General features: G+C 39.9%; 12 protein-coding genes and 1 pseudogene. 3 read left to right on the top strand and 10 right to left on the bottom strand.

Going from position 1 to position 15,782, the window contains the following annotated elements:
- The 7 genes and pseudogenes from CALSC_RS03925 to ribBA all read right to left on the bottom strand — a co-directional run.
- The coding region (locus CALSC_RS03925; protein ID WP_088240106.1) for an alpha/beta fold hydrolase at nt 1-879 on the bottom strand (879 nt) is incomplete at its 3' end.
- Between the two features lie 17 nt (nt 880-896).
- On the bottom strand, nt 897-1,403 hold the full coding sequence (locus CALSC_RS03920; protein WP_088240109.1) for a DUF4112 domain-containing protein: 507 nt from the start codon (nt 1,401-1,403) through the stop codon (nt 897-899).
- 180 nt (nt 1,404-1,583) lie between these two features.
- Nucleotides 1,584-2,693 carry a glutamate 5-kinase gene (gene proB, locus CALSC_RS03915; protein ID WP_088240105.1) on the bottom strand — a complete coding sequence of 370 codons (1,110 nt, stop codon included), beginning with the start codon at nt 2,691-2,693 and terminating at the stop codon, nt 1,584-1,586.
- A gap of 432 nt (nt 2,694-3,125) precedes the next feature.
- Entirely contained in the window at nt 3,126-3,683 is a 558-nt protein-coding gene (locus CALSC_RS03910; protein ID WP_088240104.1) for a YqeG family HAD IIIA-type phosphatase, read from the bottom strand.
- 386 nt (nt 3,684-4,069) lie between these two features.
- A pseudogene (locus CALSC_RS03905) lies at nt 4,070-4,402 on the bottom strand (bifunctional 3,4-dihydroxy-2-butanone-4-phosphate synthase/GTP cyclohydrolase II); the annotation flags it as partial.
- Nucleotides 4,403-4,520: 118 nt separating this feature from the next.
- On the bottom strand, nt 4,521-5,324 hold the full coding sequence (locus tag CALSC_RS03900) for a GTP cyclohydrolase I FolE2 (RefSeq protein WP_088240103.1): 804 nt from the start codon (nt 5,322-5,324) through the stop codon (nt 4,521-4,523).
- Between the two features lie 118 nt (nt 5,325-5,442).
- On the bottom strand, nt 5,443-7,104 hold the full coding sequence (ribBA, locus tag CALSC_RS03895) for a bifunctional 3,4-dihydroxy-2-butanone-4-phosphate synthase/GTP cyclohydrolase II (protein WP_088240108.1): 1,662 nt from the start codon (nt 7,102-7,104) through the stop codon (nt 5,443-5,445).
- A gap of 476 nt (nt 7,105-7,580) precedes the next feature.
- Here ribBA and argC point away from each other — a divergent pair, with 476 nt between their 5' ends.
- Entirely contained in the window at nt 7,581-8,639 is a 1,059-nt protein-coding gene (gene argC / locus CALSC_RS03890; RefSeq protein ID WP_088240102.1) for an N-acetyl-gamma-glutamyl-phosphate reductase, read from the top strand.
- Nucleotides 8,640-8,813: 174 nt separating this feature from the next.
- Here the strand turns inward: argC and eno are convergent, their stop codons facing one another.
- Nucleotides 8,814-10,103 carry a phosphopyruvate hydratase gene (gene eno, locus CALSC_RS03885; protein ID WP_088240101.1) on the bottom strand — a complete coding sequence of 430 codons (1,290 nt, stop codon included), beginning with the start codon at nt 10,101-10,103 and terminating at the stop codon, nt 8,814-8,816.
- Nucleotides 10,104-10,502: 399 nt separating this feature from the next.
- Here eno and CALSC_RS03880 point away from each other — a divergent pair, with 399 nt between their 5' ends.
- Entirely contained in the window at nt 10,503-11,924 is a 1,422-nt protein-coding gene (locus CALSC_RS03880; protein WP_088240100.1) for a peptidoglycan-binding domain-containing protein, read from the top strand.
- 198 nt (nt 11,925-12,122) lie between these two features.
- On the top strand, nt 12,123-13,103 hold the full coding sequence (locus tag CALSC_RS03875; RefSeq protein ID WP_088240099.1) for a hypothetical protein: 981 nt from the start codon (nt 12,123-12,125) through the stop codon (nt 13,101-13,103).
- Here the strand turns inward: CALSC_RS03875 and CALSC_RS03870 are convergent.
- Together CALSC_RS03870 and CALSC_RS03865 are read right to left on the bottom strand one after the other, a co-directional pair.
- The gene (locus CALSC_RS03870) at nt 13,075-13,440 is read right to left on the bottom strand and encodes a VOC family protein (protein ID WP_088240098.1); all 366 of its coding nucleotides are present in this window, start codon (nt 13,438-13,440) and stop codon (nt 13,075-13,077) included. The two genes, CALSC_RS03875 and CALSC_RS03870, sit on opposite strands and share 29 nt — an antisense overlap.
- A gap of 6 nt (nt 13,441-13,446) precedes the next feature.
- Nucleotides 13,447-15,782 (bottom strand): COR domain-containing protein (locus CALSC_RS03865; RefSeq protein ID WP_143288141.1); only part of this gene is annotated, 2,336 nt, incomplete at its 5' end.

Below are 15,782 nucleotides of genomic sequence, written 5' to 3'. Positions count from 1 at the left end.
CAGAAAAGAGGCATCATGACAGCAGTTTGACAAAATTTTAAGTTGGGAATTGGGAATATGTTGATGTAATTTTTTTCCATGTTCAACTGGGAACCAATTATCTTGTTCCCCCCACAAAATTAGTGTAGGACATTGAATTTTGTGGAGATTTTGTTGAATTGTACTGAGCAAATTCGGTTTATTCGCCTGAAAATCTTCAATTTCTTTGGCGGCTATTTGTAATTCTTCAGTCACTTTAGTCAGAGTCCCAGGAATCTCTGTATAAGGATAAGCTATCCAGTAAACATCATCTGCGGTTAACTTTGACGGATCATACATTACCCCACGCCGTTCTGTTGCCATAATTTCTCGCACCAGGGGAGCAAACCAATAATTAAGACGCAGAGTCTCAACAGCTTGGACTAATTCCAGAGGGATTTGAGAAAGTAACGACATTCCCCAATGAGGCAAACCTTCGGCGAAAACTGGTACATTGACAACTACTAAACGCCCTATTAATTGGGGATTATGTTGGGTTAAAGCAAAGGAAACTAATCCCCCTAAAGATTCTGCCAAAATTACTACAGGTTCATCGCAGAGTGCCTGAATAACTCTTTCTAGCTCAATAATTTGATGACCTTTTTTTTCCCGCCGAGATAAAGATTTTTCTGAAAAACCATAACCCTTAGCATCAAAGCAAATGACTCGGAAGTGTTGGGATAATGGCTGGATACTAGAACGCCAATTATAACTCCAACTACCTAATCCATGTAGTAAAAATAGGGGTTTACCAGTTCCAACTTCACCATAGGAAATTTGTACAGGATAACCGTGACTATCGCTAATAGTTATATGTTGTCGTCCTTGGGGAAAATTCGCCCGCCACCAATCTTCTTTCATGATTTCTCTCAAGCAATTTAACTGCCAATTAAAGCTCCTAACAGCAGTTTTAATACTATTATGGCAAATACAACTACTCCTATGGCCAAGATTAACAATCCAGCTAGGATGACAAATACAAACCAACTATTCGCTTTGTTTCCACGATGAGGAAATTGCAGGTGTTCTTCCAGTAATTTGATATTGCTTTCATTAGCTGTCCAGGCAATATCAAATATATCCCCTAACACTGGTACAATGCCCAGTACAGCATCAATTGTGATATTTAAGGTCATTTTTGCCAAAACACCTTGGGATGCTCCTAGACGAGCCGCTTCTATGACGATATATGCTGAAAGTAATACCCCTAAAAAATCCCCTCCCACTGGCAATAATCCTAAAATCGGATCTAAGCCAATACCAGCATTTGTACCAGGAATGGGGATGGCTTTATCTAGTATGCGACTAACAAGACGCAGGCGTTTTAATCTTGCGGCTTTTGTATCTGAGTTAATTTGGGGGAATCTAGTTGGAGGTTTAGACATGGTAGCGATCGCATTGTAATCCATAACGTTGATCTAATCGCTACATATTTTACTGCTATAGCACTACGCAATTAGCTTAGGACATTCTTGAACCTTGAAACCTATAAGCAGTAAACTTATTACTTGCGCGTAGCGCTATACCATTGCCTCCAATATTCTTGATTGAGCAAAACCAAAGTTTCAAATTATAACTAAATTATCTCTGTGAATTACTGTTTCTGCACCTTCATAGCCAAGAATACTAGGAATTTCACTAGAACGAAAACCACTAATTTGTTGCAGCTCTTGACTATTGTAATTAACCAGCCCTCTGGCAATTTCATTGCCATTGTGATCGTACAACTGTACTGCATCCTGGCGTTCAAATTCCCCTTCTACTGTAGTAATACCAGCCGCTAACAATGATTTACCCGATTGGGAAATGGCTAATACTGCCCCATCATCTAAATATAACTTGCCACCAGGCACCAGACCATAAGCTATCCAGCGTTTGCGAGCGGATGTAGGTTCGGGATGGGGTTGAAAATTAGTCCCAATGGGTTCACCTTGTAAAATTTTTTCGATATTCCGGGGATTGCGTCCTTCTGTGATAATGGTACGAACTCCCGCAGCAGTAGCAATTCTCGCTGCTGCAATTTTAGTTACCATTCCCCCTGTACCCCATTGGGAACCAGAATTACCTGTTTCTACCTGTAAGGCTTTTAATTCCTCGATATTACTAACTAATGTAATTGGTTGAGCATCGGCTACATGACGAGGATCTGCGGAGTATAGTCGATCCACATCGGTAAGTAAAAAGAGATTTTCTGCCTCTATTAAACTGGCAACTAAGGCTGAAAGAGTATCATTGTCACCAAATTTTAGCTCATCTACAGCGACGGTATCATTCTCATTTACAACGGGAATTACTCCCAATGTCAATAATGCTTGTAAGGTATTGTAAACATTCAAATAACGACTGCGTTCTACTAAATCACTCCGAGTCAATAAAACTTGGGCTATGGGTTGTTGGAGTGCAGTAAATAAATCGTCATATACCCGCATTAATCGACCTTGTCCCACAGCTGCGATCGCTTGTTTCAAAGCAATATCTTTAGGTCGGTCTGTTAATCCCAAACGTGCACAACCAACACCAACTGCACCGGAGGAAACTAAAATGACGTGATAGTTTTTGCGTCGTAGATGGCATAGAGTTTCTGCCAAGCTAGCAATAGTAGAAAGTGCTAATAGTCCCGTGTCTGTTTGTGTAAGACTGGAAGTTCCAATTTTGACTACGATTGTTGATGGCATGGGGCAAAATACATTCCTGGTTATGGTTCTACATTGAGAATACATGCAAAACTCAGGAATTATATTATTATAAAGCGCCCCCTATAACTAAGTATAGGTAGGCGCTGAAGTTATTTACACTTGGGATCTATATTTAGCTGATCCCGTTTTTAAAAATTTAGTTTATATAGTCAATATATCAATCTCAAAAAATTATGTTATCTATCTTAAGACTGAGTTTCAAACTATCAGACTCACACTTTATTTTTCCTTAACTTTTACATCATAAAATATTAATAAAGCGTTGCCATTTCTATTAGTGAAGGGCAACGCTTTATTGATTTATATTCACTTACTATTATCAAGGTCTATATTTAGCTGACCTCGTTTTATTAATATTCATAATCTATGATTTCCAGGACTAACTAGGATTTCTTAAGTATTTTTTAATATTTACTTTCCTGAAGATTTATGAATCTTTGTCACTCTTTGTTGCTGAGGAGTGATTGAGGCTCCCAGTATTTCTGAGATCCAAACTTCAAAGTTACGTATGGGATAGGGACGCAGGCGAGCACCTGGATGGATTATGGGTTCGACAAAAATCGTAAACATCCCTAAACGATTACCAGCGACAACATCAGTGAATAAGCGATCGCCAACCATTCCCACTTCTTCCACAGGTAAATTCATCTGTGTGAGTGCTTCCCTAATTTTGCGTCGAGAGGGCTTGGCTGCACCTAGGTAGTATGGTAAATCAAGGGATTTGGCGATACTACTAATCCGAGATTCATTAAGATTGTTGCTGACTAACCACAGGGATACAGAAGTACGCATTTGTTCTATCCAAGTTTGCAATTCGTCAGAAGCTTGAGAAGTTGTAATGGGTACTAAGGTTTCATCCACATCCAACACCAAGCCCTTCAGTTTATATTCTTCAACTATTTGTGGTGTTAATTTTAATACTGAACCTTCTAAAATTAAATCAGGTTGCAAGAATTTTGCCCAAGTCATAATCTCAAAATCTGGAGTTATTATCCAAAAGGAATAACCTTATTTAACCAGCTTTTTCTTTTTTATAGCCGGATAATTATTTTTGTCTAACTGTACTATAAAATTCTTGAGGACGAATGTTGTGTTCGTAGATTTCTCTCCTAGGTTGGGCAATTTCTGCAATCTACCGGTCGCAAATATGCTGTAACCTGTACTTTACTTAACTCTCACACTAAAGATGGCCTTGATGATTATACAAATAATTAAGTAAAATTGCTGGTAACTATTCCATGAACTTACTCGCTATTGCAAGGGAGCAGGGGGAAGGGAAAATTTTACTTAGATAATTGGTGGTGAAATTTTTTCATTGGGACTGCCTCCCGCCTTTAATAATATATGAATGGGCATATTATTTCTTGTCCTGCACCTTCAATCATTTTCAACGCAGCTTGCAACTGCATCCGAGAATAGCAACGCAAGGAACCCAAAGCGTCACCAATGAAGCATTCTGAATGCATCCGCACCATTACCGACTGAGTCTCAAATTCAGAAGTATTTCCCTTAATAATAGCCACATGATTGCAATTATTTAAGGTGTGGCGATAGGGGTAAATTTGAAAATTACCAAACTCGGTGGGTAACTCGGCCACAGTTTCCCGCAGCACCAAGCAATCATGTTACGGGCGATAACTAATTAAGTCCGCAATACTAATAATTTTGAGGTGATGGTGGCGAGCATAAGATTTAGAAAGCAAATACATGGTCAATCATAGAAATATTTCTTTTAGTTATTTTTGTAGTACTTCTCAGTAAATTCCAGTGCACATCCGTTTCTGCATCGGTCATAATTATTAGTTTTTACCTACCCTCAATTACTGCGTAGGCATCATGAGTGTGAATACTTTCGTAGTTTGTACATTCGACTGATTGAAAATCATAGTTCTCCTGCTTCAGAGCAAACGCTATACTTCTGACAATATCCTCTACAAACTTAGGATTTTCATAAGCGGTTTCTGTAACAAACTTTTCATCGACAATTTTTAGCACAGGATATACGCTGGAACTTAGATTATTTTCTACCAAGTCAATAAAGCAAGCTACATCAGTATGCTCTTTGAAAGGAATTGTTAAATCAATTCTTGATCTTTGGCTGTGCGCTCCGTATTCAGAGTTTTCCTTGGATGCAGGGCAAAGGGAAGTACCTGTAATACCAAGCTTCAGAAAAGGTGTAAAAGTATCATTTTCATATCTGGAATCAAATTCTAAATTAAAGGATTCATAACCTACAATACCCGTTACTGGAGCCAGTTTCTTCCTCACGACCTCGCCAGATAGTTTAAGATATACCCTATCAGTTTCAAGAACTTGCTTCAGATTATTACATAACTCAAAGAGCGATTTATAGTCCAATAATTTATCTTGATAATTAGAAATTGCTATTGCCATTCTAGACATATGAGTACCTTTTTTATCGCTGGGTAAATACACATAGCAAGAAGCTTTTCCCTGCATTGGTAGCTCAACTTGTCCAAGTTTAATTAAGGAGCGGAAAGCAACTCCAGTAATACCCACCTTTTGAATTGGGATATTGCGATTATCTGCCTCGCCTTGTACATCAATTTTTATGTGATTAGTGGTTTTGAATCCTTCCATAGTTTGCATAAGATTGTCCTATTTAAATTTTACTGGTAACAAATTTTATACTTGAAACCAAGTAGGTAGGCGGGAAAATTTATAGCTATGTAACGGAATGTTAAGAATTAGTATATGCCAGTCTTAACTATTTAGCAAAGCTATAAATCTGCTGAGTCTCCAGATGATCGCAAATAGATGAAGGTAACTGATTCGCTGGAAAACTCTGCCGATCGCATTGTGCCTGTAAATGACTCAGGGGATCTGTACCGGGAGAAACCAGAAATTCTAGCTTCTGGATATAAGGTAAGCTCACCACATCATCTAAAATTTTTGCGATCGCTAATAAGTAAGGATGACCTTGTTGTTGATACCAATCTGGAGATGCTACTAGGGGTTGATCAAAGCCTAAATGTACTGTTAATGAGGGTTTATCAAATAAAGCGATCGCAACCGGACGAGCTTCTTCCTGCAACAATAAATTATGGGTTTTTGCTAAATGTCGCAGGTTTTCCAGTCTTTGGTAACGTCCTGTAACTGTTTGGGGGTCGTCTTGCCAGTGGAGGGCTACTGTAATTAGATAGGTTTGCAGTAGCATATGACCCAATTTTTTGGCTTTGGTAGCTAAGTAGTTGGAATTATAGTCATTGGATTCGATTAACAAAGGAACTCGATCCACAATTTCCAAACCATAACCCTTAAGTCCCGCAATTTTACGAGGGTTATTGGTAATTAAACGAATCTTATGTACCCCCAAATCCATCAGCATTTGCGCCCCCATGCCATAGTCCCGCAGATCCGCAGGGAATCCCAAACGCTCGTTTGCTTCCACCGTATCCAGCCCCATATCCTGCAATGCATAGGCCTTTAATTTATTTACCAAGCCAATACCCCGCCCTTCTTGACGCAAGTATACAACAATACCTTTACCTGCACCTTCAATCATTTTCAACGCGGCTTGTAACTGCATCCGAGAATCGCAACGCAGGGAACCCAAAGCGTCACCAATGAAAGATTCTGAATGCATGCGCACCATTACAGGTTTATCCTCAAATTCCTCTGGATTACCCTTAACAATAGCAACGTGTTCTGAACCATTGAGGGTGTGGCGATAGGCGTAAATTTGAAAATTACCAAACTCGGTGGGTAAATTGGCCACAGTTTCCCGAATCACTAAGCGATCATGTTGCAGGCGATAACTAATTAAGTCCGCAATACTAATAATTTTCAGCTGATGATGGTGGGCATATTTAATTAATTCCGATAAACGTGCCATGGAGCCATCTGGGTTTTGAATCTCGCAAATTACCCCCGACGGGTACAATCCTGCCAATCTAGCTAAATCTATTGCTGCTTCCGTATGCCCAGCTCTTTTTAATACACCACCTTTTTTAGCGCGAATAGGGAAAATATGACCGGGGCGGCGTAAATCTTCTGGTTTTGTATCTGGATTAAGTGCTACTTGGATAGTGCGAGCTCGGTCTTCCGCCGAAATACCAGTAGTAACCCCCAAGTTGGGGCCGGCATCAATACTGACAGTAAATGCAGTCTGATTCGTGTCTGTAATATTACTTACCATCAATGGCAAATCTAGTTGATCCAAGCGATCACCCATCATTGCCAAACAAATTAACCCCCTAGCTTCCACTGCCATAAAATTAATGGTATTGGGGGTTGCAAATTGAGCAGCACAAATTAAATCGCCTTCATTTTCACGATTTTCGTCATCGACTACCACAACAATGCGGCCCGCCTTGAGATCAGCTAAGGCATCATTAATAGAATCAAACTGAAAATTAGAGGATGACAATGTTGCACCATTGGGGTTAGGACTAACGTCGGATTCCCCTACTTGTGTTGATTGCCTTTCGTTATTAAACTGCGACACAGAGACTTCCAGCTAGGAAACGTAAATTTTTTTAACAAATGCTTATAAATTGATTGTACCTCCTTTAATAGACAACAGCATGACAGTAACAATGATTTGATAACATAACGGAAATATATACCACAGAGTTTAGCTAGCTGCCGGTGTGGGTGCGGGGTATGGAGTGAGGGAGTGAGGGAGTGATGGAGTGATGGAGTGATGGAGTGATGTGTTTTGGCTCATCATCCCCTCAGTTCCTTACTTACCCTAATTTTTCTATTATCTAATACCTCACACCCTACACCCGCTCCTTTGGTGCAGCCGCCCTGCAAAGGCTAGGGGCTTGGTCAATTAATGACAGCAGTTAGGAATGGCTAGAGAAAACAAACACCCAAATTTACAGATAAGGATTTTATATCATGGGCAATTTTAGACGCGTACCCATTGGCATTGTCGGCGCGTCAGGTTACGGCGGAGTGCAGCTAGTCAGACTACTAATGGACCATCCAGAGGTAGAACTAGTTTATTTAGGTGGGGAAAGTAGTGCTGGCAAAAGTTTTGCGGATATTTATCCCCATTTAGGTCATACAGTTAACCTACAAGTTGAAACATTAGATCCGGACATTATTGCACAACGTACAGAAGTAGTGTTCCTTTCCTTGCCCAATGGATTGGCTTGCCACCTCGCACCCCAACTAATCGAGAAAGGTTGTAAAGTATTGGATCTAAGTGCAGATTATCGATTCCAAGAGTTATCAACTTACAGTAATTGGTACGGTAAAGAAAGGAAAGATGAAACAGTTGCTGCAACAGCAGTCTATGGACTTCCGGAATTATACCGAGATCGCATTTCCGAAGCCCAACTCATCGGTTGTCCTGGTTGCTATCCAACTGCTAGTTTGTTGGCATTATCACCTTTACTCAAGCAAGGGTTAATCATCCCTGACACAGCTATTATTGATGCTAAATCTGGTACATCTGGTGGGGGAAGACAAGGCAAAATCAATATGTTACTGGCAGAAGCCGATAATTCCCTCGGTGCTTATGGTGTTGCTAGTCATCGCCACACACCAGAAATTGAGCAAATTTGTAGTGAATTGGCGGGTCATGAAGTGACGATACAATTTACACCACATCTCATACCGATGGTTCGGGGCATTTTAGCTACAGTATATGCGAAACTCCGGGATCCTGGTTTAGTTAGGGATGATTTAATTACTATTTACAGAGCTTTTTATCGTAATTCCCCTTGGGTGAAAATTTGCGAACCGGGCACCTATCCTCAGACAAAATGGGCTTGTGGTAGCAATCTTTGTTATATCGGTATAGAAGTTGACCCGCGCACAGGTCGTATTATCGTCATGTCAGCAATTGACAATTTGATTAAAGGACAGGCGGGTCAAGCAATTCAATGTATGAACATTATGATGGGTTGGGATGAAACCCTAGGATTGCCTAAGTTGGGCTTTTATCCTTAGAGGCAGAAGGCAGGAGGCAGGAGGCAGTCCCGATGAAAAAATTTCACCATCAATTATCTAAGTATAATTTTTCCTTCCCCCTGCTCCCTGCCCCCTGCCCCCTGCTTAGAAGTCAGGAGTCAGAAGTTAATAATTTTCTCTCCCTCACTCCTTCACTCCCTCAATCTTTCACTCCTACCTCGGTCCCATACCTACAGTACCGGCATAAATAGCGCGATCGCCTAATTCATCTTCTATACGTAACAAGCGGTTATATTTTGCTACCCGTTCGCTACGACACAGAGAACCAGTTTTGATTTGACCCGCACGGGTAGCTACGGCTAAGTCAGCAATGGTGGTATCTTCTGTTTCTCCAGAACGGTGACTAATTACTGAACGGAAGCCATTACGGGTAGCTAAATCAATGGTTTGTAAGGTTTCTGTGAGGGAACCAATTTGATTTAGCTTAATCAAGATGGAGTTACCAGCCTTTTGCTCAATACCCGTTTTTAATCTTTGGGAGTTGGTAACAAATAAATCATCCCCAACTAATTGCACCTGGCTACCAATCTTTGTAGTCAGGGCTTGCCAATTTTTCCAGTCCTCCTCATGCAAACCATCTTCAATGGAAACAATGGGGTATTGGTTGACTAACTGAGCCAAATAATCGATAAATTCCCTTGGAGAGTGGGGTTTCCCATCATAAACGTACTGCCCATCTTGGTAGAATTCACTGGCAGCCACATCTAATGCCAAGGCTACCTGTTCCCCTGGCTTATAACCAGCTTTTTCAATGGCAGCTACTAATAATTCTAAAGCCACCTGATTTGACTCCAGGTTGGGAGCAAAACCACCTTCATCCCCCACACCAGTAAGTAAACCCTTTTCATCCAAAACCTGGGAAAGAGTGGCAAACACCTCTGCACCCCAGCGTAAAGCTTCTCGGAAAGAAGTAGCACCCACAGGGACAATCATAAATTCCTGAAAGTCCACATTATTAGCCGCATGGGCACCACCGTTAATTACATTCATCAACGGTACGGGCAGTAAATTCGCCAATGGACCACCTAAATAGCGATAAAGGGGAATTCCTAAAGCCTCAGCCCCAGCCTTTGCCGTCGCCAGGGAAATTGCCAAAATCGCATTGGCACCCACATTGGACTTATTTCCCGAACCATCCAAATCGATCATCATTCGGTCAACTAGTTCTTGGTTGAGGGCATCTACCCCTAACAATTTTGGTGCTAAGACTTCCTTGGCGTTTTGTACTGCCTTGAGTACTCCTTTGCCACTGTAACGACTTTTATCTCCATCCCGTAGTTCATGGGCTTCAAAGGTACCTGTAGATGCGCCACTAGGAACCTGTGCGAGTCCCATTGCACCACTCAATAAGTGTACTTCTGCCTCTACAGTAGGTCTACCCCGCGAATCGAGAATTTCACGGGCAATAATTATCTCAATTTCAGTATCTAGAGCGTTCATCATCTTGTGTTTTGTCCTTTTGTGGAGTCTATTCACCAACTATTTCAGTTGCACAGCCCTAATCGTTAGCATAGGGGTTTTCTGTTGACTCTAAGCAGATATTAAGGAAGATTTTTCGGTTAGGACATTGCAAAGTTGGGAATTAGCTTAAACAAAAAGAAGCCTCATAAGAAACTTGAAAATAATTTTTAATTAAGTTTTGTAATAGGAGTTGAGGCACAGATACAAAATGTGCTATTGGCAGAATTAATACCATTTTGAAAACAGTAATGAGACAGATGGGTAGGGAACATCTACAATTTTTCAATATATAAAAGTATCTTACTGGTGCCGTGCCCTTATGAAGAATTTATATACTGTAAAATTTTTAATATTTCTCCACCCAATTAATCCGTAAATTATATGAAACTGGAAAATATTACTAACCAACTGAGTGAAGCACAAGTAAAAGCAGATTATGAATTAGTTATACAAATTCAAATCAAGTTAAGAGGTTTGGGTTTATACCCTGGAGGAAGATTTATTGATGGTGATTTTGGTTCCAGAAGTCGCAGAGGGATTAAAGATTTTTGTGATGCTGTGGGAATCCCATTTCCTCAATATGATCGAACTTTTGCTCGCCAACTCCTAGACACGAAGTATTTACCCTCTGTATTGGGAATGACTAACAGTAACCGCGAACAAATATTTAACAATATATTGAGTATTGCTCAAGGAACTAAGCTTTCTGATAATGAGCTAGCTCCTTTTTTACACCGGGGTATGAAAAACTCTAAATATACGAGAGAAATTTCTGAATATCCCTCAAGACTTGCCAAAAAATATCATAGTTCTGATGCAAATTCCACTTATAATCCCTATCCTCAACGAGGAGTAATTCCAACAATTGATAGGGAAGGGTTAAATTTTCTCCACTCTGATATTAAAGAAGCTTGTGTTTGTATTGGTAACTTGGTCAATAATGAAATGCAAGCCCGGTGGTTGGGAAAAAATGCCTTGGCAAAAAGACAATTTTGGAGCTCGACAAAAATAATTCCGATTCTGAATGTAGTTTGTGATGCTAATACAAATTTTCCCAATATTAATATTGCTAATTGCTATATCAGTAACAATATCTATAAATTCACCGATATTATTTTAGATATTCTTACTTATCAAGGTAAACTTGTTTCTTCAAATTCTGCCGCCGCCACATTAAAATTATTTCGTACCCCAACGTCTTTAGAAAATTGGGTGAAGAATATTACAGGTAATCAGCAACTTAGTTTTCGTAGTGGTTATGGTGAAAATCCCTTTATCAGACAACCAGAATTAATTGATAGTTTGTCTGGTCAAAAAGTTCTAGATCCACCATTTTATAGCCTAGAAATTGATAAAAACTACCTCTCAGCATACGATTTAACGCGAATAATTTCCATGCTGGGATGGCATTGGCATTTGCCGGAAAATGCTCGATTACCGGGCGCACAGTGGCACAGCTTACAAAGTGTGATTATTGCTATGGGGAATGACAGAGCCCGTTATCTAGAAGTAGCAATAGAAACACTCGGTTTAGAAAATGCGATCGCATCTCCAGTAATCATTTCTAAGCTGGGAAATGGCTATAGTGACAGTCGAGACACAAATGAAATTACTTACGTTGCTTTGACTCAATTTCTAGATGAGCGTAATATTGATAACAATCAAGATAGTAAATTCCGCACATTAGCAATGACCTTGCGTGCAAGTGTCCAACCATCACAGAGTTTTGTTGAGCTTGATGCTCGTATTGCTGCAGAAGTCACCGAAATTATACGTAGGGTAATTATGGATCAACTTATTTAATTTTACGTTGATGGTAACGTGTCAGTTCTTATGATAATTTCTATTTGGGGAACACCAAAAAATAAATTACCCAATTTCTGGACTTGAACTACTTGCTTCACTCCCCCTGTTCCCTGCTCCCTGCTCCCCTGCATTCCAAGTGATTGATTATTTTTTTATTTGGAAGTCCCTTGCTGCTTCGCTTTCTAAGTAAATTACATGTCCCAATCCCAAGAACCGCAAAACTTACCAGATAAGCGTAAATCTCGTTCCCGCAGAGGCTCCTACGATAAATCTCCCAAACAACCGCCTCCACCGCCATTTTGGAAAAATATTTTAATTAATCTGTTGCGAGGCATAAGTGGATTTTCTGAGGCAGCAGCAGTCAAATTAGAAACACAAAAGCAGAGTGAGACAAGTAAAAATGTCAGTATATGGCAAAACCTACAACTATTGGGGAATGAATTATTAAGCAAAATTCGTGGTATCTTCCCTGGAAATTTGCCAGTTAAATTACCGAATTTAGCATGGATAGGAATACTAACTACAATTGTAGCGATCGCAATTTGGGCAATTTCTAGTTTGTTTACAGCCAAACCCAGTAAAGTAGTAGATGTTACTCCTACTCAAGAAAATCCTCTACCTACTACCGAGCAGGAATTAGAAGTAAAACCCACACCTGTACCAAAAGTAATTCCAACTCCATCCACGGAAGAAAAATCTATACCTCAACCAGAAATAAATCCAACTCCATCTATTGAGGAAAAAACTCTACCTCAACCGGAAATAATTCCAACTCCATCCACAGAGGAAAAATCTCTACCCGAATCGGAAGTAACTCCAACTCCTACACCCTCGAAAAAAATAGTCTTAACCCCCGAACAAACTTTAATTGCAGCCATTGAAAATAAAGTAGCAGAAATTAGCGATCGCTTTGCATCAGGACTGATACAATCAATTCAAGCTAATTTTCGTACCAGTAGTTTAACTATTATTATTGGTGACGAATGGTATGATTTGCCAATATCCGAACAACGCAAACTAGCAACAGAAATGCTACAACGCTCCCAAGAACTAGATTTTAGTCATTTAGAAATTGTCGATGTTCAAAAAAGGCTATTAGCTAGAAATCCCGTTGTCGGGACTGAAATGATTATTTTTACACCAATAGTTAAGAAGTTGCCTGACTCAGTTCAATAATATTACCATCTGGATCTTGGGTGAAAAGAGCTGCACGTCCAGAAGCACTAGGTTGAATGGGGTAATTATGATTTAGTAACTGTTGTTTTGCAACTTCTAAATTGTCAACAGAAAAAGCAATATGGGGGTTGCGTCCCCATTTTTCGTGTTTCTCTTCACCGGGAACTGATGGCGCGACTATCAGGTGAACTTGATATTCACCAACTTGATACCAAGTACCAGGAAACTTCATGGGACGTTCCACCTTTGGTAATCCCAGCACTTTACCATAAAATTGTTCAGCCCTTTCTAAGTCGGTGACGAGAATGGCTGTATGCAGACATTGGGTAATTTGCATTGTCTGTTACTTACTCGATTTCCATTGCTTAATTACATTACCAATTAAAGGCAACTGCTCTAGAACTATCTCAGTTAACTTGACAAAGGATGTTTCTGACAAGCGGTTATCTTGGCGTAGTTGGAGAACACCAATTGTAATAATAATGATTGTAGTCGCAATGATAGTCAGAGCCAAGGAATAAATTGGTAGGGAACCGGCAAAAATACCAATCGTGTTAAATACAACTGCAAATACTAATAAATAAAATAGTCCATTGCGATATGCCCAAGGGAGAGTAGGTTGAGAAGTTTCTTCTTGTTGAGATGGTTCTGTCATCAGATAATTCTCCTGGTTAGATGGTTGAAATACCACAGTTCCCACATTTCCTTCTATTTTGACAGAGGAATGAGGCCGTAAACCATCACCTTGGTAAATTTCCCTTTCCAACTGTCTTCTACCAATAGCATCCTCAATTAAGCCCCGAACTGGAACCATCTGATAACTTTTCTGACATTGGATAGTGTCTTGACCATCTGCTGAAAATTGTCGCAGAATACTAAGGGGATAAAAATGAGGTTCTTGCTGATTTTTATCATCTTTGCACATACTGCAATTACAAGGGATTAATGTGCTGTACTTTAGCCGTTTGTATGAGGCGTGAATTTTATCGAGTTCGTGGGTAACAATGGTCATCAAATCTCTTTTATACTTACCTGCAACCCTAATTTTGATTTCCCGTTTGTCATAATATTCAATTACTTCCGCCCTTGTCTCATCTTTATTGAGAATAACGCCGCTTTTCCAGACATAGGGCTGTGCTTCAATAAACTTATGCATAACGACAATAAACTGGGTGATAATCCCTTTAGGCATGAAATCGTAGGTGTAGCGCAAGATAAGATTGCCAATTTCATCCCACTGATATTCGGGTTTGTTTTCTGTTAAAAGTTGTGGAGCAATGTAAGTTTTGTTATTTCCATAAATTTCGTAGCAAAGCTTGAATTTCATCATCAATCGCAAAAGTTCACCTTGCTTTGCGGCATATTTTTCTTCCTGCCAGATATTTGTCAATTCATTCCAAGTAAACTCACCCCTATTAGTAATTACTTGTGTATCATCAAGTACCCTGTAAACTGCATAAGTGCCCCACTCGGGTTTAAGAATGACGGTATTGTTTAAAATGGGGTCATCCTGAAAATGCAAACAAACACCCAAATCGTGCAGATAATCACTCAACTGTAACTTGTCCTGGCGTTGGGTAAAGCCGTTTTTTTGACAGATCTCCAGATATTCCTCCAGGCTAATATAATCGCGGGGATCACTTTCTAAGGTTTCTTTGACTCTCACCCAAGTTTTTGGTAATTCTGAACCTATGTGGGATAGGGATTTTATGTAATGCTGAATATTGTTTAAAACTTCTGGTAAGCCCCGGTTTGTCGCCAGATTAGTTGCTAAAGTTTCCTTGAGGTTGGTAAACTGTCCCCGCAACTGGCGCTCATTAATTTCTCGATGACGGTTTTGTTTTTCATTTTTGACAATTAGCAGTGGACTATTATTACTCAAAAGTTCCACCACATTCAGCCAGTAGTAAAAATCTGTATCTTCCTTGCGGGTATCTGCAACTAAAATATAAAGAGAACGCTTGGTAAGGAAAAACTGGTGGGTAGCATGGTAAATCTCCTGTCCTCCAAAGTCCCAGATATTGACTCGAAAATCTTTGCCATTTTCTATGGGAAAACGCCACTGGATTACCTCAATTCCCTTAGTAGAGTCTTCTTCTTGTAATTGGTAATTTTCGTCTTCAATCTTTTTCGCCAGTGTAGTTTTCCCAGCACCTGCTTCACCGACAATTAGTAACTTGGCTTCGTATAGGTAATCCGTTCCTTCTGTTTGAGTTTGCCGAAAGTATTTCCTAATCGCCTGAATACCCTTGTTAACTACTTCTGGTGGTGGAGTTTCAATGGGATTGTCCTGTAAATCCAGGGAGGTTAATTTTTGCAGTTGGATAATGGCATCTGGGACATTGGTTAATTCGTTAAAGCTTAAATCCAGGGAGGTTAATTTTTGCAGTTGGCTGATGGTATTTGGGAAGCTGGTTAATTTGTTCCCGCTTAAATACAGAGTGGTTAAATTTTGCAGTTGGATAATGGCATCTGGGACGTTGGTTAATTGGTTGCGACTTAAATCCAGGGAGGTTAATTTTTGCAGTTTGCTGATGACATCTGGGACGTTGGTTAATTTGTTAAAGCTTAAATCCAGGATAGTTAATTGTTGCAGTTGGCTGATGGCATCTGGGACGTTGGTTAATTTGTTGTCTCTGAAATACAGGTAGGTTAAATTTGCAGTTTGCTGATGACATC

Origin of the sequence: Calothrix rhizosoleniae SC01, from assembly GCF_900185595.1 — a bacterium.
In the GTDB taxonomy this organism is placed as follows: domain Bacteria; phylum Cyanobacteriota; class Cyanobacteriia; order Cyanobacteriales; family Nostocaceae; genus Calothrix_A; species Calothrix_A rhizosoleniae.
This window is presented reverse-complemented; position numbering and strand designations above follow the sequence as displayed.